A 19,447-nucleotide genomic window follows, 5' to 3' on the forward strand; every position below is an offset into this window, starting at 1 on the left:
GTGAACCGCGGCCCATCTCGATGAGGAGAGGAGTGCGACGCATGTCCGACTTCGACCTCGGCGGACTCTTCACCTTCTGGGGCCGCCGCAGTGACGACATCGCCGAACTCGTGCTCCAGCACGTCGCCGTCGTCGTGCTGAGCATCGCCATCGCCGCCGCCATCGGCATCGCGATCGGCATCGCCGTCTGGAACCGCCCGGTTTCGCGATCGGTCACGATCGCCGCCGCGGGCGTCGCCCTGACCATTCCCTCGCTGGCCCTGCTGGCGTTGCTGACCCCGGTGCTCGGACTCGGCTGGACACCCACGGTGTTCTCGCTCGTGTTCTACTCGCTGCTGCCGATCGTGCGGAACACCGTCGTGGGGCTGCGCGAGGTCCCACCCGCGATCATGGAATCAGCCAAGGGCATGGGCATGTCGCCCGCGCGCATCCTGCTCTCGGTGCAGCTGCCGATCGCCTGGCCCATCATCCTCACGGGGGTCCGCGTCGCCGCGCAACTCACCGTCGGCATCGCCGCGATCGCGGCCTACGTCGCCGGCCCCGGTCTCGGCCAGTTCATCTTCATGGGCCTGTCGTCGCTCGGTTCGCGCAACGCCCTCAACTTCGCGCTCACAGGAACCCTCGGCGTCATCGTGCTGGCCCTGCTCCTGGATGCCGCCTTCGTCTTCATCACCCGCGTCACCACCTCAAGGGGGCTCCGTGTCTGACACCACCACCACTTCCCGACCGGCCGCCGCGAGCGACTCCTCGGGAGTTGGCATCCGCCTCGACGGGGTGACGAAGGTCTACCCCGGTCAACCCACCCCCGCCGTTGACGCGTTCTCGATGAGCGTCGAGCCCGGCGAGCTCATCATGTTCGTCGGCCCATCGGGCTGCGGCAAGACCACGACGATGAAGATGATCAACCGCATCATCGAGCCCACCTCGGGCACCATCTCGATCGACGGTCGCGACGTGCTCTCGCTCGATCCCAACGAGCTGCGACGACACATCGGCTACGTCATCCAGCAGATCGGCCTCTTCCCACACATGACGATTGGCGAGAACATCGCCGTCGTTCCCAAGCTGCTCGGCTGGTCGAAGAAGCGAACCGCCGATCGCGTCGAAGAGCTGCTCGAGACTGTTCAGCTGAGCGGCGACTTCGCCCAGCGCTATCCGCGGCAGCTCTCGGGCGGCCAGCAGCAGCGCGTCGGCGTCGCACGCGCCCTCGCCGCCGACCCGCCCGTCATGCTGATGGACGAGCCCTTCGGCGCGACCGATCCCATCACCCGCGAGCGTCTGCAGGCCGAGTTCCTGCGCCTTCAGGAGTCGATCGGCAAGACGATCATCTTCGTCACCCACGACTTCGATGAGGCCATCCGCCTGGGCGATCGCATCGCCGTGCTGTCCGAGCGCAGTCGCATCGAGCAGTTCGACACCCCCGCCGCGATCCTGGCCGCTCCGGCCAACGACTACGTGCGCTCGTTCATCGGGCACGGCGCGGCCCTCAAGCGCCTCGCGCTCATCCCCGTCGGCGAGGCCCCCCTGGGTCCGGTGACGGATGCCGGCGCCGCCCGCGTCTCGGTCGCCGACAACCTGCGCGACGCCCTGGACCTGCTCGTGGTCAACGGTTCCCCGTCGATCGCCGTGGTCGATCGCGAGGGTCGGGCCGTGGGCTCCCTGACGATGGAGCGCATCTCGGCCGCCCTCGGCGTCGAGGTCGCCGACATCTCTCGCCCGGGCGGTGTGCGATGACCACCGTCACCACCGAGACCCAGAGCATCGGCGCCGCACGCCTGGCGGCCACGCGCCGTCAGCGCGGCGGACGTCGCCTCTGGAAGCGCTTCGTCACCCCCGCGGTGGTGATCGTGATCCTCGCGGCGCTGTACCTGTGGGTGTCGTCCCTGGAGCTCGACTCCATCGAGCAGCGCACCCTGAACGCCGACTACCTCTTCCTGCGGGTCGGCGAGCACCTCAGCCTCACGGTGGCGGCGTCCGCGTTGGTCGCCGTGCTCGCCATCCCGGTCGGCATCCTGCTGGCGAAGACGCCCTCGCGTACGGTCAAGGCGATCGTGCTGGCTCTGGCCAACATCGGACAGGCCACCCCCGCGGTCGGTGTCGTGATCCTCCTCGCCATCATCTGGCAGACCGGGTACACGACGGCGCTCCTGGCCCTCGTGATCTACGCGTTCCTGCCCGTGCTGCGCAACACGATGATCGGCATCGAGCAGGTCGACGGCGCGATCCGCGAGTCGGCCCGCGGCATGGGTATGACGCCCGTGCAGGTGCTCGCCCGCATCGAGCTGCCGCTCGCCGTCCCCGTGATCCTCGCGGGACTGCGCACCGCCCTGGTGTTCTGCGTCGGCGTCGCGACCATCGCGACCTTCATCAACGCCGGCGGCCTCGGGGACATGATCGTCAACGGCCTGAAGCTCCAGCGCTACCCCGTGCTCGTCACCGGCGCCGTGCTCGTCGCCTGCATCGCGCTGCTGATCGACTGGATCGCCGGCGTCGCCGAAGACCTGCTGACCCCCAAAGGCATCTGAGCCCCCACCGTCCCTGCATCACCCACCCGCACCACCACCCTTAGGAGACACAATGAAGCGTCGTCCGCTTCTCTCGCTGACCGCCGTCGCGGCCCTCGGCGTCCTCGCCCTCACCGCCTGCTCGGGCGGCTCCTCCGGCTCCGGCTCCGCCGCCGGCGGCAGCGACGAACTCGCCGGGCTCACCGGACAGATCGGCTCGAAGGACTTCTCGGAGCAGTACATCCTGGCCCACATCACCACGCAGCTGCTCAACGCGCGCGGCGCCGACGTCGAGGCCAACACCAAGCTCGTCGGTTCGGCGAACGTCCGCCAGGCCCTCGAGAGCGACGAGTTCCTCGGGTACTGGGAGTACACCGGCACGTCGTGGATCACGTACAACGGCAACACCGCTCCCGTCGCCGGGGCCGAGGCGCAGTTCGCCGCGACGAAAGATGCCGATTCCGCCAAGGGCATCGCCTGGCTCGACCCCGCACCGCTGAACAACACGTACGCCTTCGCGATCCGCGCCGACAAGGCCGAGGAGCTCGGTGTGAAGACGCTCTCCGATGTCGCGAAGCTGCCCGCGAGCGAGCAGACGTTCTGCATCGAGAGCGAGTTCTCCACCCGCGACGACGGCTGGCCGGGACTCAAGAAGGCGTACGGCTTGAACGTCCCCGACTCCCAGGTCGCTCTGCTCGATACCGGCGTCATCTACACCGCGACGCAGAAGGGCGACGACTGCAACTTCGGCGAGGTCTTCCAGACCGACGGTCGCATCCCCGCCCTCGACCTCGTGGTGATGCAGGACGACAAGGAGTTCTTCCCCGTCTATCAGGGCGCCTTCACCCTCAAGCAGTCGACGCTCGACCAGTACCCGGCGATCGCCGACGTGATCGCCGAGATCTCGCCGCTGCTGACCACCGAGGAGATGCAGAAGCTCAACGCCCTGGTCGACGTCGACGGCGAGGACCCCGAGGACGTCGCCACCGACTGGCTCAAGGAACAGGGACTCGTCGGATGAGCCTCGCCGTGCAGATCGGCGAGAGCTTCGTCGGCGAGGGGGCGCACGCCGCGCACATCAACACGGTGCTCGGCCACCGCGACGGTCCCGCCGGCACGGCGTGGGCCACCGCCCTGGCGACGCCGAGCGCGGGGCACGTCCCCTTCGTCGCGGTGCTCCGTCCGTCCCTGCCCGTCAAGCCGCTCACCCTGTTCGTCACCAAGTCGGCGCCCGAGAGCGACGCCCACGGGCTGCTGATCTGGGGCCCGGCGCAGGCGGGGGTGGCATCCGGGATCGCCGATGCCGTCGCCGACGGCGAGATCCCCGCCGACTGGGCCGACACGCACGCGGTGATCGCCGCGGTGTGGGTCAACCCCGCCGCCACCGATGCGGAGCTGATCTACCGCAACAACCGACAGGCCGCCCGCGAGGCGATCCGCAACGGCGCCCATTCGCTGCCCGCCACCGAGGACGTGCTCGCCGCGCGCACCGCGCCGTCGAACCCGTTCTTCACCCCCGCGTCCTGACGCTGTTCCGGAACGGCCCCACCCTCCCGGGGTGGGGCCGTTTCGAGGTTCTCACGCGGGGATCGGCTCCGAGGCGCGGGCGGATGTCACCGTCTCCGCGCACGAGAACCGGGCGCGGTACGCCGTCGGCGTGAGCCCCATCGTGCGCGCGAAGTTCTGCCGCAGCACCGCCGCGGAACCGAATCCGCACTCGGCGGCGATGCGGTCGAGGCCGAGGTCGGTCTCCTCCAGCAGGCGCTGCGCGTGCAGTAGCCGCTGGCGCGCGAGCCACGCGGCCGGGGTCGCGCCCAGGTCGGCCTTGAAGCGACGGGCGAAGGTACGTGGCGACATGTGCGCGCGGGCGGCGAGTCGATCGACCGAGAGCTCGGCATCCAGGTTCTGCAGCATCCACTCGGTCACCGGAGCGAGCGAGAGCGAGGTGTCGACGGGGATGGGCGAGGCGATGAACTGCGCCTGACCGCCGTCGCGCTGCGGGGCGACGACCATCCGCCGCGCGATGCGATTGGTGAGCTCCGACCCGAGCTCCTGACGCAGCAGGTGCAGGCACGCGTCGAGTCCCGCGGCGGTGCCGGCGCTGGTGATGATGTTGTCCGACTGCACGTACAGCACGTCGGGATCGACGTCGATCGAGGGGTACATCCGCGCCATCACGTCGGCGTAGCGCCAGTGCGTGGTCGCCCGCTTGCCGTCGAGAACCCCGGATGCCGCGATCACGAACGACCCGCTGCACACACTCAGCAGCCAGGCGCCGCGGGCGTTCGCGGAACGCACGACCTCGAGGACGCGCTCGTCGACGGCACCCCACTGCTCACGCGGGATGGGCGCCAGCACGAGGATGTCGACGTCGGCCGCCGCCTCGAGACCGTGCTCGACGTTGAGCGAGAAGCCGATGTTCGCGGGCACGACGCCCGGATCGGGGGCGACGATGCGGAAGTCGAAGTTCGGGATGCCGTCATCGCTGCGATCGAGACCGAAGGCCTCGCAGGCGAGCCCGAATTCGAACGGGGCGAACCCCGGCTGGACGACGACGGCGACCGAGCGCATGCGCACCTCCGGTGTGTGGCAGAAATCTTACGATGTACGACCATCATGCCACTCGTCGGCATGATTCCTCTACCCGTAGCTTCTCTGCCATGGCTTACTTCATCGCTCTCGGCATCCTGTCCCTCGCCGGAATCGTCGGCACGGCGTGGCTCGTCCACACCGACGGCTACGGTCGCATCCCCACCGACCCCTCGCGGGCGCTGCCGCGCGAGCGTGACACCGCCCCCGAGGCGGCGGTCGAACCCGCCGCGGCGCCTCTGACGTCGACGTCGACCGTGCCCGCGACGTCGCCGGTCGCCGTGGTGCAGCCCAGCGGCCGCCTGGCATGACGGGGCCGGGAACCCGGCGCCCCACCCGGACACAACGGCAGGCCTCGCACCCGACACGCCGCCCCCGGGATGCCGAACCCCGGCGCGCCGGCCGATCGACCCGCCGCTGTGCACAGACGGGCAGCGCCGGTCGGCGCCCGGACCGGATGAGCCGTTCACCCCCGGCGCGTCGGCCGACCCGCCCCGCCGTCGTGCACGGCCGGCCGGCGAGGGTCACCGGCCGGAGCGGATGACCCGTTCGTAGACGGCGACCATCGCCGCGGTGCGGGACGACTGGCGGAACCGCTCGGCGATCGACGGCTCCGCGCGCACGGGCGAACCCGCGGCGATGTCGGCGGCCGCGCGGCGCAGAGCGTCCGCGAGCGCCGGGACCGTGGCATCCGCGACGCTCCAGGTCCCCCCGCCGAGCTCGGCCGCGATGTCGGGGTCGCTCACCACGGCAGGGGTGCCGAGGGAGGCGGCCTCGAAGACCGTCATCCCCTGCGTCTCGAAGCCGATCGAGGTCTGCACGACGGCGTCGGCGTCGGCGAGTCGGGCGAGGGTCTCGGCGTAGGGCAGGCGCCCCGAGAAGACCACGGCGGCCGTGGGGCGTTCGCGCTCGACGAGACGCTGGGCCGCCGACAGCTGGGCGCCCCCGCCGATGACCTCGACCTCGGCGTCGATCCCGGATGCCACGACGGCCTCGAGGAAGGGCAGCAGGCGCTTCTCGGGACTCATGCGTCCGAGCCAGACGAATCGCGGACGTCCGGGTCGGCGCGCGGAGGACCCGAAGGCGAGGGCGGCGTCGAGCACGTCGTCGTCGATGCCGTTCCAGATGACATCGACCGACGGCGCCACCCCGTGCCGTTCCAGACGGCGAGCGAAGTGGGCGGACGGCGCCGTCACCGCGCGCGACAGGCGGGCGAGTCGATGCAGGAAGGCCCACCCGTCGATGCGGGATACCGGAACCAGCGGTGTCGACCCGTCGGAGCTCGTGGAATCGCGCGGATCCCGCGGCGCTTCGCCGGCATCCTGCGAGGGAACCCCGCTCCTGCGGGCCGCGCGGGGAGTCGCTGCGGAGGGGCCACCCGCCACCGTCGCCTCGGAGGTCGCGGAACCGCGCGCTGCCCGCGGATCGTCGTGCGCGTCCCTCGACGGACCCCCGCCATGACGGGCGGCGCGCCGCGCCGCCGGGGAGGGCAGCGCACGGCGAGCCCACGCGTTCAGCACGCGCAGCACGAGCGACGGGAACGGCGCCGTCGCCTCGATCCCGACGTCGACGCGGTTGTGCATTGTGTGCACCACCGGCAGCCCGTGCCGCGCGGCGAAACGGTGACCGATGAACGCGCCCCAGAAATCGGCCTGCACGTGCACGACGTCGGCCGGCAGTCGCGCGCCCATCTCGGCATCCAGGAATCGGTCGGTCCGCGCACCGGGCCACGTGAGCGCGTACTCACGGTCGGGCGTGATCGCGATCGACGGCAGGTCGAGGTAGGCCGGATCGTCGGATGCCGGACGGTGCAGGCGCGGAGCGACGACCGTGACGACGTGGCCGGCGCGCTCGAGGAACCGCTTCTGCAGCCGCATCGACACCTGCGCGCCGCCGAGCGACTCGAGGTGCTGATCGGCGAACATCACCACGTGCACGCGGTCACTCCGGCAGCGGGCGACCGCGATACAGCGCTTCGAAGGTGTCGAGGGTGCGGGTGATGTCGTGCACGGCGACGGCGTCGAGCGATGCCTGCTGCATGCGCCGACGATCCTCGGGCGACGCGGTGAGCACGACGGTCAGGCGCGCCGCGAGCTCGTCGGCGTCGCCGGGGGTGAAGAGGTACCCGTTCTCGCCCTCGTGCACGAGGTGCGGCAGGGCGACCGCGTTCGCCGCCACGATCGGCAGACCGGATGCCATGGCCTCCATCGTCGCGATCGACTGGAGCTCGGCGATCGAGGCGATCGCGAAGACGCTCGCACGCGAGTACAGATCGCGGAGCTCGTCGTCGGACGTGTGACCGTGGAACGTGACGCGCTTCGCCACGCCGAGCTGCTGCGCGAGCGCCTCGAGCTTGGCGCGCTGGTCGCCGCCGCCGACGATGTCGAAGGTGGCGTCGAGCGCGGGGTCGAGCTGGGAGAGGGCCTTCAGCACGACGTCGATGTGCTTCTCGGTGGTCAGCCGGCCGACGAACAGGATGCGGTTCGCGTCGCGCGGGGTGAGGTCGGGGCGATAGTTCGAGCGGTCGATCCCGCACGAGATCGGGATGACACCGTCGATGTCGATCGTCGACTCGAGGAAGTCGGCCGCCTTGCGCGTGGGCGTGGTCACCGCGCGCGTCATCTTGAACGTGCGCTCCGCGTCGGCCCACGCGAGCTTGACGAAGACGCGGTCGAGCCAGTCGGGGAGCGTGGTGAAGTCGAGGATGTTCTCGGCCATCACGTGGTTGGTCGCCACGACCGGGATGCCGCGCTTGCGCGCCTCGCGGGCGAGACCGCGGCCGATCACGATGTGCGACTGGATGTGCACGACATCGGGCTTGACCTCGTCGAGCACGATGCGGGCGTAGTGCTTCGAGCGCCACGGCAGCACGTAGGTGATCCAGTCGTGCGGGAGGAAGCGGTAGGCCGGGAGCCGGTGCATCATCATCGGCTGACCCTCGATCGTCTCGATCGCGGTGCCCGCGTTGCTGTGGCCGACGCTGGGGGCGGCGACGTGGACGTCGTGACCGCGAGCGACCAGGCCCGCCGCGAGGCGTTCGGCGAAGCGGGCGGCGCCGTTCACGTGGGGCAGGAAGGTGTCGGCGCCGATGAGGATCTTCAGCGGGCGGTCGGCGGACGCGGACGGGTCGGGAGACACGGCGGCGGGCGCGGGATCGTCGGCGGGCGTCGCAGGAGTGGTCACGTGTGGTGAGGCCTATCTGTGCGGCGGGCGGTGCGCGGGGTCGGTGCAGTGCGGTGCATGCGTCCGTCCACTGTACCCGGGAGGGTTTTCCCCGCCCGGGCGCCGCTCACAGGCGGGCGGCGGGCGAGCCTAAGCCATGCGCACGAGCGTTCACGCCGTCTCCAACGACGGCCGGCTCGCGAAGGTGATCGGCGCGAATTGAGAACGCGGTGCCCACCCGCACCAAGGAGACCAGACGTACGTAGGATGACCGGCACTCATCGAAGCAAACTTGGGCCCTACGCTGAAGTCGGACGCAGATCGGAGTTGCCATGCGAATCACACACGTCACTGCCGCGAACTGGCGAAATTTCAAGACGCTAGATTTTCCCATCGGTGGGAGGTTATTCATCGTTGGGCCAAACGCGGCGGGCAAGTCAAACCTCCTCGACCTTTTCCGGTTCCTCGGCGATATCGCCTCCGCTGGCGGCGGTCTCGACGCTGCAATCAAACGCCGTGGCGGCCTCAGTAAGGTTCGCAGTCTGTTCGCCCGCTACCATCAACGCGGTCGCCTCGTCATTGATCTCCGACTCGAAGACGGCGACGACGAATGGCGTTATCGATTAGCAGTCCGCGGCGAGAAGGGCGGTCTGAACAGGCCGGTTGTCGACGAAGAACGCGTCGAGTTGAACGGCGAGGTGCTACTGACCCGGCCAGACGCAAACGATGAGACAGACCCAGTGCTTCTGACTCAGACACACCTCGAGCAGATCTCTGCGAATCAGAGATTTCGCTCTCTTGCGGACTATTTCTCGAGGGTGCAGTACTTCCACCTCGTTCCGCAAATAATCAGGGACCCCAGCCGCTTCGGCAGTGGGGAAGATCCCTACGGATCCAATTTCATCGCGCAGATGAACGCCGTCTCACCGAAGACCCGCGAGGCGTGGCTTCGGCGAATGGAGCAAGCTCTGCGGTCTGCGGTTCCTGAGTTTCAATCGTTACAGCTAGAGGTAGATTCGGCCGGTCGGCCCCACTTGATCGCTGGCTACAGAAACTGGCGCGAGACTCCTGCCCGACAGAGCGAAGCCGAATTCTCAGATGGCACTCTTCGCCTGATCGGCCTCCTGTGGACACTCATCAGCGCGCCTGCAAATGGCGGGGTGTTGCTGCTTGAGGAGCCAGAACTCTCGCTCAACTCCGCGATAGTCCGCACGCTCCCCACCGTGCTCGCAACAGCTCAACGAGATCGCTCGCTCCAAGTCATACTTTCGACTCACGCCCCCGAGCTGCTGGACGATGAAGGCGTGCGCCCAGATGAAATCCTCGTCCTGCGGGTGACGGGTGATGGAACGGTGGCCCAGCCGCTCTCCGGGATTGACGACGCTGCCGCGGAAGTGGAAGCTGAGTTGCCCCTCTCTCAAATTATTCAGGACCTCATCTCGCCGCCCGATCTGAGCGGGTTGGTATCGGCAAGCGCGACGAGGAAACGCTAGTGATCAACATCGCGGTGGAGGGCGAATCTGATCGCGAGGCTGCGAAAGCCGTCGTGCGCGCAGCGGGTCAGGTCGTGGGCAAGATTCGAGTCGCGGGAGGGAAGACGCGGCTTGACCCGCTCATCCCGAAGTACAACGCGGCCTCATCTCGAGAGCCATGGGTTGTCTTCCGCGACTCGGACTCGGCTTGCCCTGTTGCCTTGCGGTCTAAGCTCCTCGCGGAAGAGATCGACTGGCGGTCAACCTTCTCGTTGCGCATCGCACATTCCATGACGGAAGCTTGGCTCCTCGCCGACCGGGAGATGTTTGCATCGTACTTCGCCGTGCCGATTGCAAAGATCCCCACCGATCCGGAACTCGTTCCGCACGCGAAAAGAACGCTATTGTCCCTCGTGGCGACCAGCTCGAAATCGCGTGATGTGCGCAGGGATATGGTCGTTGGTTCCGATGAGACAGGGCCTCTCTTTGTATCTAGAATCAACGAATTCGCCGCCACGATGTGGCGCCCAGCCGTAGCAGGAGAGTCGAGCGAGAGTCTCAGCCGAGCGATTGCGAGAATCGCGGCCTTAGAGTCCTCAATCTAGACTGCACAATCGTTTCCTCCGAGGAAGGATGAAATCGTTGTCCGTTCCAGTCACACCAGGGTGAAAACCGATCAGTCATCATTTCGTCGTGATTCGGTTCCATCGCCCGCCTCGGCGTAGCTCGATCACGGGGAACCATTCGCCGGCCGCGGAGGCCCGTCGACGCCCGCCGGAACGACGACGTCGGATGCCGCGGCCGCCATGGCAGAGACCACCTCACTGTCGCCGGTGACCGGCGCCTGCTGCTCACCGGACCGCTCCGGTGCCGCCTCGGACGCGTCGAGGTCGGCCGCGGCCTGTTCGAACTGCGACCGGTAGAGCCGGTAGTACGCACCCTGCGCGGCGATGAGTTCGTCGTGCGTGCCCTTCTCGACGATGTCGCCGTGCTCCATCACGAGGATGAGGTCGGCGTCGCGGATCGTGGAGAGACGGTGAGCGATGACGAACGAGGTGCGGCCCTCGCGCAGCGCCGCCATCGCCTGCTGCAGCAGCAGCTCGGTGCGCGTGTCGACGGAGGAGGTCGCCTCGTCGAGGATGAGCACCGACGGGCGGGCGACGAATGCCCGGGCGATCGTGATCAGCTGTTTCTCGCCCGCCGAGACGTTGGCGGCATCCTCATCGAGGACGGTGTCGTACCCCTCGGGCAGGGAGTGCACGAACTGGTCGACGCGCGTGGCCACCGCCGCCTCGACGATCTCGTCGTCGGTCGCGCTCTCGCGGCCGTAGCGGATGTTGTCGCGGATGGACCCCGCGAACAACCACGGGTCCTGCAGCACCATGCCGGTGCGTGAGCGGACGTCGTCGCGACGCAGCTCGGCGATGTCCTGACCGTCGAGCAGGATGCGCCCTCCGTCGAGCTCGTAGAAGCGCATGATGAGGTTGACCAGGGTGGTCTTGCCCGCTCCGGTGGGCCCGACGATGGCGACGGTCTGCCCGGGCTCGACACGGAACGACAGGTCGGTGATGAGGGGCCGCTCGGGCGTGTACGAGAAGCGGACGTTCTGGAACTCGATGACGCCTCGCCCCTCGGGAGCGGCCGGCGCGTCGACGGCGTCGGCCTCCTGCTCGTCGGCGTCGAGGAGGGCGAAGACGCGTTCCGCCGAGGCGGTCCCGGACTGCACGACGGCCGCCATTCCGCCCAGCTGCGACAGCGGCTGCGTGAACTGCTGCGAGTACTGGATGAAGGCCTGCACATCGCCGAGGCGGATCTGCCCGGCCGCGACCATGAGCCCGCCGAGCACGGCGATGCCGACGTAGGTGAGGTTCCCGACGAACATCATGCCGGGCATGATCATGCCGGACAGGAACTGCGCTCGGAAGCTGGCCTGGTAGAGCTCCTCGTTCTCGATCTCGAACTTCTCGCGGGCGTCCTTCTCGCGCCCGTAGACCTTGACCAGCGCATGACCGGAGAACGACTCCTCGACGCGGGCGTTGAGGCGGCCGACCTTCTTCCACTGCTCGCCGAACGCCTTCTGCGACTTCGGGCCGATGACGCCGAAGATGACCGCCATGAGCGGCAGCGAGACCAGGGCGACGAGCGCGAGCTGCCACGAGATCGTGAACATCATGATGAGCACGCCGACGACGGTCAGCACCGAGGTCAACGCGCTCGAGAGCGACTGCTGCATGGTCTGCGTGATGTTGTCGATGTCGTTCGTCACGCGCGAGATCAGCTCGCCGCGCTGCACCTTGTCGAAGTACGAAAGAGGCAGCCGGTTGATCTTGGCCTCGACGTCTTCACGCAGGCGCCACATCGTGCGCACCATGATGATGTTGATGACGTAGCCCTGGATCCACGACAGCAGCGACGAGCCGACGTAGATAGCGAGCACCGTGACGATCACGACGCGCAGAGCGTCGAAATCGACGCCCGCGCCGACCTGGAAGCTGTTCATCGCGGAGACGATGTTGGCGATGTCGGTCTGACCCGATGCGCGCAGCGCCTCGACGACGACCTCCTTCGAGGTGCCCGCGGGGAAGGCCTCGCCCAACCCGCGCGACACCACGCCCTCGAAGATGATGTTGGTCGCATCCCCCAGGACGCGCGGAGCGAGCACCGCCAGCACCACTCCGAGGGCGCCGAGGGCGGAGACGAGGGCGAACGCCCACGCGTAGGGACGAAGCAGCCCGATCAGGCGTCGGAAGCTGGGGCCGAAGGCAGCGGCCTTGCCGGGGGCGACGCTGTTCCAGTCTCCCGAGTTCTGTCGCGCCTGCTCGGCGAGCTCGAGCTCGGCGCGATCTTCGTCGGTGAGGGCGTCGGGCGCGCTCATGCTTCCACCCCCAGCTGCGATTCGACGATCTCTCGATACGTGGGACTCGTGCGCAACAGCTCGTCATGCGTTCCGAGTCCGGCCATGCGTCCGTCTTCGAGGACCACGATGCGGTCGGCCCCGGTGATGGTCGACACGCGCTGCGCGACCACGATCTTCGTCACCTCGGGCAGCTCCGCCCAGAGCGCCGCCCGCAGACGCGCGTCGGTGGTGAGGTCGAGCGCGGAGAACGAGTCGTCGAAGACCAGCACGCGGGGCCGGTGCACGATCGCCCGCGCGATCGCGAGGCGCTGCCGCTGACCGCCCGAGACATTGGTGCCGCCCTGAGCGATGCGCCCCTCGAGCTTGCCGTCCATGGCCTCGACGAAGTCGCGTCCCTGCGCGATCTCGAGGGCGTGCCACAACTCGTCGTCGGTGGCGTCTTCGCGTCCGAACCGCAGATTGGATGCCACGGTGCCGCTGAAGAGGAAGGGGCGCTGCGGAACGAGACCGATGCCCTTCCACAGCTCGTCGAGGTCGGCCTCGCGCACGTCGACCCCGCCGACGCGCACCGCGCCGCCCGTGACGTCGAAGAGGCGCGGGATGAGGGAGACGAGAGTGGTCTTCCCCGCCCCCGTCGATCCGACGATGGCGACGGTCTCGCCCGGGGCGGCGCGGAAGGTGACGCCCGCCACCACCGGCGCTTCCGCGCCCGGGTACGCGAACGACACGTCGTCGAACTCGACAGCGCCGGCCTCGGGGAACGAGCGCACGGGATGGTCGGGACGGTGCAGCGTCGACGTGCTGTCGAGCACCTCGCCGATGCGCTCGGCCGACACGGCGGCGCGCGGGATCATCACGGTCATGAAGCTGGCCATGAGCACGCCGCCGAGGATCTGCGCGACGTACTGGATGAAGGCGAAGAGGGTACCGATCTCGACCCCGCCGGCGTCGACCTGGATGCCGCCGAACCAGATCACCCCGACGACGGTGACGTTGAGCACGAGCATCGCCAGCGGGAACAGCAGCACGAAGAGGGAGCCCACCTTGCGGCCCACCACGAGGATGTCGGTGTTCGCCCGGCGGAAACGCTCTTCTTCGATGCGCTCGCGCACGAAGGCCCGCACGACGCGCACCCCGGTCAACTGCTCGCGCATGACCCGGTTCACGCCGTCGAGCTTGGACTGGTAGCTGCGGAACAGAGGCACCATGCGCGCGATGATCAGCCCCGCCGCGACGAGCAGGACGGGCACCGCGACGGCGATCAGCCAGCTGAGACCGACGTCTTGCTGCAGCGCCATGATGACGCCGCCGACCGCGAGGAGCGGGGCGCTGACGAGCATGGTGGCGCCCATCATCGCCAGCATCTGCACCTGCTGCACGTCGTTGGTGTTGCGGGTGATCAAGGAGCCCGCGCCGAACTGCGACAGCTCGCGCTCGGAGAATCCGCTCACGCGCTCGAACACATCGCGCCGGATGTCGCGGCCGGCGGCCATGGCGGCGCGCGCGGCGAAGTAGGTGGCGATGACGGATGCCACGATCTGGCCGAGCGAGATGACGAGCATGAGGGCGCCGCGCGACCAGATGAATCCCGTGTCGCCCTGCGCGACGCCGAGGTTGATGATGTCGGCGTTCAAACGCGGCAGGTAGAGCGTGGCCAGGGCGGACGCGGCCTGGAAGACCAGGATGGCGGCCAGGAGCCAGCGATACCGCGACAGGTAGCGCATGAGGAGTTTGCCGAGCACGGGACCCTCCGGGTGTGTGAGGGCGGTCGCGATGACCGCGGATATCAGCCTGTCACTGACCTCCGACATCGGCGACACTTTCGCGCGTGGGAGCGTTCTCTGCTCGCGAACGTCGGCCCTCGGCATCCGTCTCCCAGGACGCGACTCGTAGGCTGTGGGGCATGTCCCGACTGCAGGCCGACGCCCCCGCCGACCTCTGGGTGCCGGTGACCGGCTCCCTCGGATTCCGTGGCCGCCGCCACCGCAAGGCGGCGATCGGCATGCTGCTGAGCCAGGCGAACCAGGCCACCGGCGCCACACCGCGCGCGGGCGGCGGCGCGTTCGCGTGGATCCTCAGCCAGGCGGCCCCGCTGCTCATGCGCCGCGCCGCCGGGCGCGTGCTCGTGTGGGTCTGGAAGAGCGATCCCGAGCTGCTGGTCGTGATGGCGCAGCTGCACGAGGCAACGCCGCAGCTGCGCACCGCGCGCGCCATGATGCCCATGGAGTACGACGACACGGAGTCGTTCCGCAACCCTCACCTCGGCGTCGGCGAGAAGCTGGCGATGCCCTTGCCGAGCGATCCGAAGACACCGCCGTTCGCCACCTACACGTGGGACACCGGCTCGCACTTCGTGACGGTCACCGCTGTCTGCTCGGACCGGCAGCGCTTCGGCACGATCATCGACCAGGTGGATGCCGTCGCGCGCACGATCCGCGTCGTCGACGACCTGCAGGTGGGCGAGTCCCGGAACGTGCTGCGCCTGGATCCCGCCTGACGCGTCTCAGTCGTCGTGGAGACCGTGCGGGCGCCAGAGCACCACGTCGGTCGCGCGTCGCACGCGCGCACCGTGGCGAAGCGTCACGACCGAACCCGTCGCGCCGGCCGCGAAGACGCGTGCACCGGGACGCGACTGCCGCTCGGCGTTGAGCTGTCGCTCGAGATCGTTCACGCGACGGGCGAGCTCGTGCACGCGCTCCTCGAGCGCGAGCAGACGGGCGATGGCGGGAAGACTCATGCCCTCGCCCGAGAGCCGGGCCACCTCGCGCAGCTGCTGCACGTGACGGCTGGAGTACCGCCGCGACCCGCCCTGCGTGCGCGCGGGCACGACGAGGCCGAGGCGGTCGTACTGGCGCAGAGTCTGCGGGTGCATGTTCGACAGTTCCGCCGCGGCGGCGATGGCGAAGATCGGGGCGTCTTCGTCGATCTCTCTCTCGGCCACGTCTCACCTTCTTCCGTCGTGGCGGTTGCGACACCGGGTTCTCGGCATCCTGTCTCATCGGATGCCGAGAACCGCGGCGACGCGCGTATGTTTACCGCGCCTTGGCCATGAGGTCGGCGCGGGGGTTCTCTTTCGGTTCGAGCGCCTGGAACCGCTCGAGGGCTTCGCGCGCGGCGTCGTCCAGGTGCGTGGGGACGGCGACCTGCACCTCGGCGAGGAGGTCGCCGGTGCCCTTGGTCGTCGCGATCCCGCGCCCCTTGACGCGCAGAACGCGACCCGACGGCGTGCCCGGAGCGACGCGCAGCCGTACCGGATCGCCGCCCAGGGTCGGCACCTCGATGGTCGCACCGAGCGCCGCCTCGGTGAAGGTGACGGGGACCGTCACCCGCAGGTTGAGGCCGTCGCGCGAGAAGACGGGGTGCGGACGCACGGCCACGGTCACCACGATGTCGCCCTTCTCGCCGCCGTCGGGCGAGGGCCGGCCGCGACCGCGCAGGCGGATCTTCTGACCGTCGGAGACGCCGGCCGGGATCTTCACCTTGAACGGGACGTTGTCCTCGCCCTGGAGGGTGATGGTCTCGCCCTTGGCCGCGGTGACGAAGTCGATCGTCGTGCGCGCCGTGACGTCGGCTCCCCGCTGGGGACCTCCGAAGCCGCGGAATCCGCCCGTCGTCTGACCGAAGCGACCGGAGCCGAAGCCCCCACCGCCCTGCTGGTCGAACATCGAGAAGAAGTCGTCGAAGCCGCCCGGAGCCTGCGCGCCACCGCGCCCCTGACCGAAGCGGCTGAAGACGTCGTCGAAGCCGCCGCCGCCGCTCGCCCCCGGAGCCGAGAAGCGCGCCCCCGAGCCCATGGCCCGGATCTGGTCGTACTCCTCGCGCTGCTCCGGATCGTTGAGCACCGAGTAGGCCTCGCTGATCTCCTTGAACTTCGCCTCCGCTTTCGCGTCTCCCGGGTTCGAGTCGGGGTGGTACTGGCGCGCGAGCTTGCGGTACGTCTTCTTCAGATCGGCAGCGCTGACGCTCTTGTCGACACCGAGGACCTTGTAGAAGTCCTTGTCGAACCAGTCCTGACTCGCCATGCGTCCTCCTCCTAGGCCGGTACGGCGACGACGACCTTGGCCGGTCGCAGTTCGACCGAGCCGAGGCGGTAGCCGACCTCGACGACCTCGAGGATCGTCGTCTCGGTCACGCCCGGAGTCGGGGCCTGGAAGATCGCCTCGTGCTGCTGCGGGTCGAACACGTCGCCGACGGCGCCGTACGACACCACGCCGAGGCGCTCGGCCACGGCGCGCACCTTGTCGCCGATCGCGGCGAGGGGGCTGCCCTCGACGAGGTCGCCGTGCTTGGCCGCGCGGTCGAGGTCGTCCATGACGGGCAGCAGGCCCTTCACGGCCTCGCCCTTGGCCCGCTCGATCTCGCGCTCGCGCTGCTCCTCGGTGCGCCTGCGGTAGTTGGCGTACTCCGCCTGCAGGCGCTTGAGGTCGATCAGCAGGGAGGCCTCCTTGTCGGAGCCCGCCCCCTCGGCCGCGGCCTCGGGGGTCTGCTCGGCGCCGAGGATGTCGTCGATGGTCAGGCCCTCGGCATCCGCGTCGGCCGTCTCGGCCCGCTCGCCCGACGGCGCGGGGCCGGAGGTGTTCTCCTCCGGCCCCGTCTCGTCAGGACCGGCGCCCGAGCCCGTGGGCTGTTCGTCGTCCTTGTGTGCCATGTGTCTGTCGCTTACTTCTTGTTCTCGTCGGTCGGCTCGTCGTCGACGACCTCGGCGTCGATGACGTCTTCCTCGGGGTTCGGCGTCTCACCGTTGCCCGGCTGACCTACGTTGGGGTCGGCGGGCTCACCGGCGGCCTGCGACGAGGCGTAGATGGCCTCGCCGAGCTTGCCCTGGCTGGTGTTCAGCTTGTCGAACGCGGTCTTGACCGCGTCGTCGTCGTCACCGGCGAGAGCCGTCTTGAGCGCGTCGACGTCGCCCTGGACCTCGGTCTTGACCTCGGCGGGGAGCTTGTCCTCGTTCTCCTTGATCAGCTTCTCGATCGAGTACGACAGCGTCTCGGCCTGATTGCGGGTCTCGGCGGACTCGCGACGCTTCTTGTCCTCCGCCGCGTTCTCCTCGGCCTCGCGCACCATGCGCTCGATGTCCTCCTTGGGCAGCGACGAGCCGCCCGTGATGGTCATCGACTGCTCCTTGCCGGTGCCCTTGTCCTTCGCGGACACGTGCACGATGCCGTTGGCGTCGATGTCGAAGGTGACCTCGACCTGCGGGATGCCGCGGGGAGCCGGAGCGATGCCCGTGAGCTCGAAGGTGCCGAGCGGCTTGTTGTCGCGGGTGAACTCGCGCTCGCCCTGGAAGACCTGGATCGCGACCGACGGCTGGTTGTCGTCGGCGGTGGTGAAGGTCTCGCTGCGCTTGGTCGGGATGGCCGTGTTGCGCTCGATGAGCTTGGTCATGATGCCGCCCTTGGTCTCGATGCCGAGGCTCAGGGGGGTGACGTCGATGAGAAGGACGTCCTTGCGCTCGCCCTTGAGGACACCGGCCTGGAGGGCTGCGCCCACGGCCACGACTTCGTCGGGGTTCACGCCCTTGTTGGCGTCCTTGCCCGTCTCCTTCTTGACGAGCTCGGCGACCGCGGGCATGCGGGTCGAGCCGCCGACGAGCACCACGTGGGCGATGTCGTCGACCTTGACGCCGGCCTCGCGGATGACGTCGGAGAAGGGCTTGCGGGTGCGGTCGAGGAGGTCCTTGGTGAGGTCCTCGAACTTGGCGCGCGTCAGGGTCTCGCTGAGCGAGACGGGGCCCGAGTCGGTGAGCGACAGGTAGGGCAGGTTGATGGAGGTCGAGGTCGAGCTCGACAGCTCCTTCTTGGCCTGCTCGGCGGCTTCCTTCAGACGCTGGAGGGCGATCTTGTCGCCCGAGACGTCGACGCCGGTGGTGTCCTTGAACTGCTTGATGAGGTAGTCGACGACGCGCTGGTCCCAGTCGTCTCCACCGAGACGGTTGTCACCGGAGGTGGCGCGCACCTGGATGGTCGAGAAGTCGTCATCCTTGCCCACCTCGAGCAGCGACACGTCGAACGTTCCACCACCGAGGTCGAAGACGAGGATGAGCTCGTCTTCCTTGCCCTTGTCGAGGCCGTACGCGAGGGCCGCGGCGGTGGGCTCGTTGATGATGCGGAGCACGTTGAGGCCCGCGATCTCACCGGCCTCCTTGGTGGCCTGACGCTCGGCGTCGTTGAAGTACGCGGGCACCGTGATGACGGCATCCGTCACGCTGTCGCCCAGGTACTCCTCGGCGTCGCGCTTGAGCTTCTGGAGGATGCGGGCCGAGATCTCCTGCGGCGTCCACTTCTTGCCGTCGACGTCGAACGACCAGGTCGTGCCCATGTGGCGCTTGACGCTCGAGATGGTGCGGTCGACGTTGGTGACGGCCTGGCGCTTGGCCGTCTCGCCGACGAGCACCTCGCCGTCCTTGGTGTACGCGACGACCGAGGGGGTCGTGCGGAAACCCTCGGCGTTGGCGATGACCTTGGGCTCGCCACCCTCGAGCACGCTCACGACGGAGTTGGTCGTACCGAGGTCGATTCCCACTGCACGGGGCATATGTGTCTCCTTGCTTGTGAGCACGGCCCTTGCCGCGCTCGGGGTTCTGGTGAAAGTCTCTGCGCGGGTTGAGCCGCGATGACTCAAGGTTATCGAACCCCCGTCGGGAGGTCAAGGCGACTTGATATGAATTGGCTCAACTTCCGGATGCCGGGATTCCCGCCGTCCGCAGGCCGAACCCCGGGCCACGCCCCGGCGTTTGGGGCGCACCTCGACGTCCGGGGCGGAAGATCAGCGCCCCAAACGCAGGAACACGCCCCAAACCCCGCCCGCCTGCCCCCAACGACGACACCCCGCCCCCGTCCGGCCAGGACTGCCCGCCACACCGA

The 19,447-nt window shown here is 68.7% G+C and carries 18 protein-coding genes; 9 read left to right on the forward strand and 9 right to left on the reverse strand.

The window, feature by feature from the left end:
• Positions 1-41: 41 nt before the first annotated feature.
• From RWH44_RS05975 to fae, 5 genes are read left to right on the forward strand one after another with little or no spacing between them, the layout of a single operon-like run.
• A complete protein-coding gene (locus RWH44_RS05975; RefSeq protein ID WP_316003858.1) occupies positions 42-707 on the forward strand; it encodes an ABC transporter permease in 666 nt (221 codons plus the stop codon).
• Positions 700-1,734, forward strand: a complete 1,035-nt coding sequence (locus RWH44_RS05980) for an ABC transporter ATP-binding protein (RefSeq protein ID WP_316003859.1) — start codon at positions 700-702, stop codon at positions 1,732-1,734. Before RWH44_RS05975 ends, RWH44_RS05980 begins: the two co-directional genes overlap by 8 nt.
• Positions 1,731-2,525 carry an ABC transporter permease gene (locus tag RWH44_RS05985; RefSeq protein ID WP_316003860.1) on the forward strand — a complete coding sequence of 265 codons (795 nt, stop codon included), beginning with the start codon at positions 1,731-1,733 and terminating at the stop codon, positions 2,523-2,525. The genes RWH44_RS05980 and RWH44_RS05985 overlap by 4 nt, the downstream gene beginning before the upstream one ends.
• 52 nt (positions 2,526-2,577) lie before the next feature.
• The gene (locus RWH44_RS05990) at positions 2,578-3,525 is read left to right on the forward strand and encodes a glycine betaine ABC transporter substrate-binding protein (RefSeq protein WP_298876576.1); all 948 of its coding nucleotides are present in this window, start codon (positions 2,578-2,580) and stop codon (positions 3,523-3,525) included.
• Complete coding sequence (gene fae / locus RWH44_RS05995) at positions 3,522-4,031, forward strand: formaldehyde-activating enzyme (protein WP_298876578.1); 510 nt, start codon at positions 3,522-3,524, stop codon at positions 4,029-4,031. The genes RWH44_RS05990 and fae overlap by 4 nt, the downstream gene beginning before the upstream one ends.
• Positions 4,032-4,082: 51 nt before the next feature.
• On the opposite strand, the gene RWH44_RS06000 is transcribed toward fae, so the two are convergent.
• Positions 4,083-5,075, reverse strand: coding sequence for a GlxA family transcriptional regulator (locus tag RWH44_RS06000; protein WP_316004266.1), 993 nt, complete (start codon positions 5,073-5,075; stop codon positions 4,083-4,085).
• Positions 5,076-5,164: 89 nt separating this feature from the next.
• On the opposite strand from RWH44_RS06000, the gene RWH44_RS06005 reads away from it, so the two are divergent.
• Complete coding sequence (locus RWH44_RS06005; protein ID WP_316003861.1) at positions 5,165-5,404, forward strand: hypothetical protein; 240 nt, start codon at positions 5,165-5,167, stop codon at positions 5,402-5,404.
• A 213-nt stretch (positions 5,405-5,617) separates the two neighbouring features.
• Here RWH44_RS06005 and RWH44_RS06010 read toward each other — a convergent pair whose 3' ends face one another.
• Positions 5,618-7,030 (reverse strand): glycosyltransferase, encoded by a 1,413-nt coding sequence (locus RWH44_RS06010; RefSeq protein WP_316003862.1) that lies wholly within the window; start codon positions 7,028-7,030, stop codon positions 5,618-5,620.
• A 4-nt stretch (positions 7,031-7,034) separates the two neighbouring features.
• Complete coding sequence (locus RWH44_RS06015; RefSeq protein WP_437127268.1) at positions 7,035-8,276, reverse strand: glycosyltransferase; 1,242 nt, start codon at positions 8,274-8,276, stop codon at positions 7,035-7,037.
• Positions 8,277-8,587: 311 nt separating this feature from the next.
• On the opposite strand from RWH44_RS06015, the gene RWH44_RS06020 reads away from it, so the two are divergent.
• Together RWH44_RS06020 and RWH44_RS06025 are read left to right on the forward strand one after the other, a co-directional pair.
• Positions 8,588-9,748: an AAA family ATPase gene (locus tag RWH44_RS06020; RefSeq protein WP_316003863.1), complete on the forward strand. Its 1,161-nt coding sequence runs from the start codon at positions 8,588-8,590 to the stop codon at positions 9,746-9,748.
• Positions 9,748-10,332 carry a hypothetical protein gene (locus tag RWH44_RS06025; protein ID WP_316003864.1) on the forward strand — a complete coding sequence of 195 codons (585 nt, stop codon included), beginning with the start codon at positions 9,748-9,750 and terminating at the stop codon, positions 10,330-10,332. The genes RWH44_RS06020 and RWH44_RS06025 overlap by 1 nt, the downstream gene beginning before the upstream one ends.
• Before the next feature lie 125 nt (positions 10,333-10,457).
• Here the strand turns inward: RWH44_RS06025 and RWH44_RS06030 are convergent, their stop codons facing one another.
• On the reverse strand, positions 10,458-12,602 hold the full coding sequence (locus RWH44_RS06030; protein WP_316003865.1) for an ABC transporter ATP-binding protein: 2,145 nt from the start codon (positions 12,600-12,602) through the stop codon (positions 10,458-10,460).
• A complete protein-coding gene (locus RWH44_RS06035; protein WP_316004267.1) occupies positions 12,599-14,326 on the reverse strand; it encodes an ABC transporter ATP-binding protein in 1,728 nt (575 codons plus the stop codon). The genes RWH44_RS06030 and RWH44_RS06035 overlap by 4 nt, the downstream gene beginning before the upstream one ends.
• A gap of 161 nt (positions 14,327-14,487) precedes the next feature.
• On the opposite strand from RWH44_RS06035, the gene RWH44_RS06040 reads away from it, so the two are divergent.
• Positions 14,488-15,081, forward strand: a complete 594-nt coding sequence (locus RWH44_RS06040; protein ID WP_316003866.1) for a hypothetical protein — start codon at positions 14,488-14,490, stop codon at positions 15,079-15,081.
• Positions 15,082-15,087: 6 nt separating this feature from the next.
• Here the strand turns inward: RWH44_RS06040 and RWH44_RS06045 are convergent, their stop codons facing one another.
• From RWH44_RS06045 to dnaK, 4 genes are all read right to left on the reverse strand, one after another.
• Complete coding sequence (locus RWH44_RS06045) at positions 15,088-15,525, reverse strand: heat shock protein transcriptional repressor HspR (protein ID WP_298876592.1); 438 nt, start codon at positions 15,523-15,525, stop codon at positions 15,088-15,090.
• Positions 15,526-15,616: 91 nt separating this feature from the next.
• Positions 15,617-16,606: a DnaJ C-terminal domain-containing protein gene (locus RWH44_RS06050; protein ID WP_316003867.1), complete on the reverse strand. Its 990-nt coding sequence runs from the start codon at positions 16,604-16,606 to the stop codon at positions 15,617-15,619.
• A gap of 11 nt (positions 16,607-16,617) precedes the next feature.
• Positions 16,618-17,232, reverse strand: coding sequence for a nucleotide exchange factor GrpE (locus RWH44_RS06055; RefSeq protein ID WP_298876596.1), 615 nt, complete (start codon positions 17,230-17,232; stop codon positions 16,618-16,620).
• Between the two features lie 11 nt (positions 17,233-17,243).
• Positions 17,244-19,118: a molecular chaperone DnaK gene (dnaK, locus tag RWH44_RS06060; RefSeq protein ID WP_316003868.1), complete on the reverse strand. Its 1,875-nt coding sequence runs from the start codon at positions 19,116-19,118 to the stop codon at positions 17,244-17,246.
• Positions 19,119-19,447 lie beyond the last annotated feature (329 nt).

This window comes from Microbacterium phycohabitans, from assembly GCF_032464935.1.
GTDB lineage: Bacteria > Actinomycetota > Actinomycetes > Actinomycetales > Microbacteriaceae > Microbacterium > Microbacterium phycohabitans.

Coding starts and splice junctions, on each gene's coding strand:
- RWH44_RS06040 (WP_316003866.1), top strand. CDS start 14,488: ATGTCCCGACTGCAGGCCGACGCCCCCGCCGACCTCTGGGTGCCGGTG.
- dnaK (WP_316003868.1), bottom strand. CDS start 19,118: ATGCCCCGTGCAGTGGGAATCGACCTCGGTACGACCAACTCCGTCGTG.
- RWH44_RS05985 (WP_316003860.1), top strand. CDS start 1,731: ATGACCACCGTCACCACCGAGACCCAGAGCATCGGCGCCGCACGCCTG.
- RWH44_RS06020 (WP_316003863.1), top strand. CDS start 8,588: ATGCGAATCACACACGTCACTGCCGCGAACTGGCGAAATTTCAAGACG.
- RWH44_RS06000 (WP_316004266.1), bottom strand. CDS start 5,075: ATGCGCTCGGTCGCCGTCGTCGTCCAGCCGGGGTTCGCCCCGTTCGAA.
- RWH44_RS06030 (WP_316003865.1), bottom strand. CDS start 12,602: ATGAGCGCGCCCGACGCCCTCACCGACGAAGATCGCGCCGAGCTCGAG.
- RWH44_RS06055 (WP_298876596.1), bottom strand. CDS start 17,232: ATGGCACACAAGGACGACGAACAGCCCACGGGCTCGGGCGCCGGTCCT.
- RWH44_RS05990 (WP_298876576.1), top strand. CDS start 2,578: ATGAAGCGTCGTCCGCTTCTCTCGCTGACCGCCGTCGCGGCCCTCGGC.
- fae (WP_298876578.1), top strand. CDS start 3,522: ATGAGCCTCGCCGTGCAGATCGGCGAGAGCTTCGTCGGCGAGGGGGCG.
- RWH44_RS05975 (WP_316003858.1), top strand. CDS start 42: ATGTCCGACTTCGACCTCGGCGGACTCTTCACCTTCTGGGGCCGCCGC.
- RWH44_RS06005 (WP_316003861.1), top strand. CDS start 5,165: ATGGCTTACTTCATCGCTCTCGGCATCCTGTCCCTCGCCGGAATCGTC.
- RWH44_RS06050 (WP_316003867.1), bottom strand. CDS start 16,606: ATGGCGAGTCAGGACTGGTTCGACAAGGACTTCTACAAGGTCCTCGGT.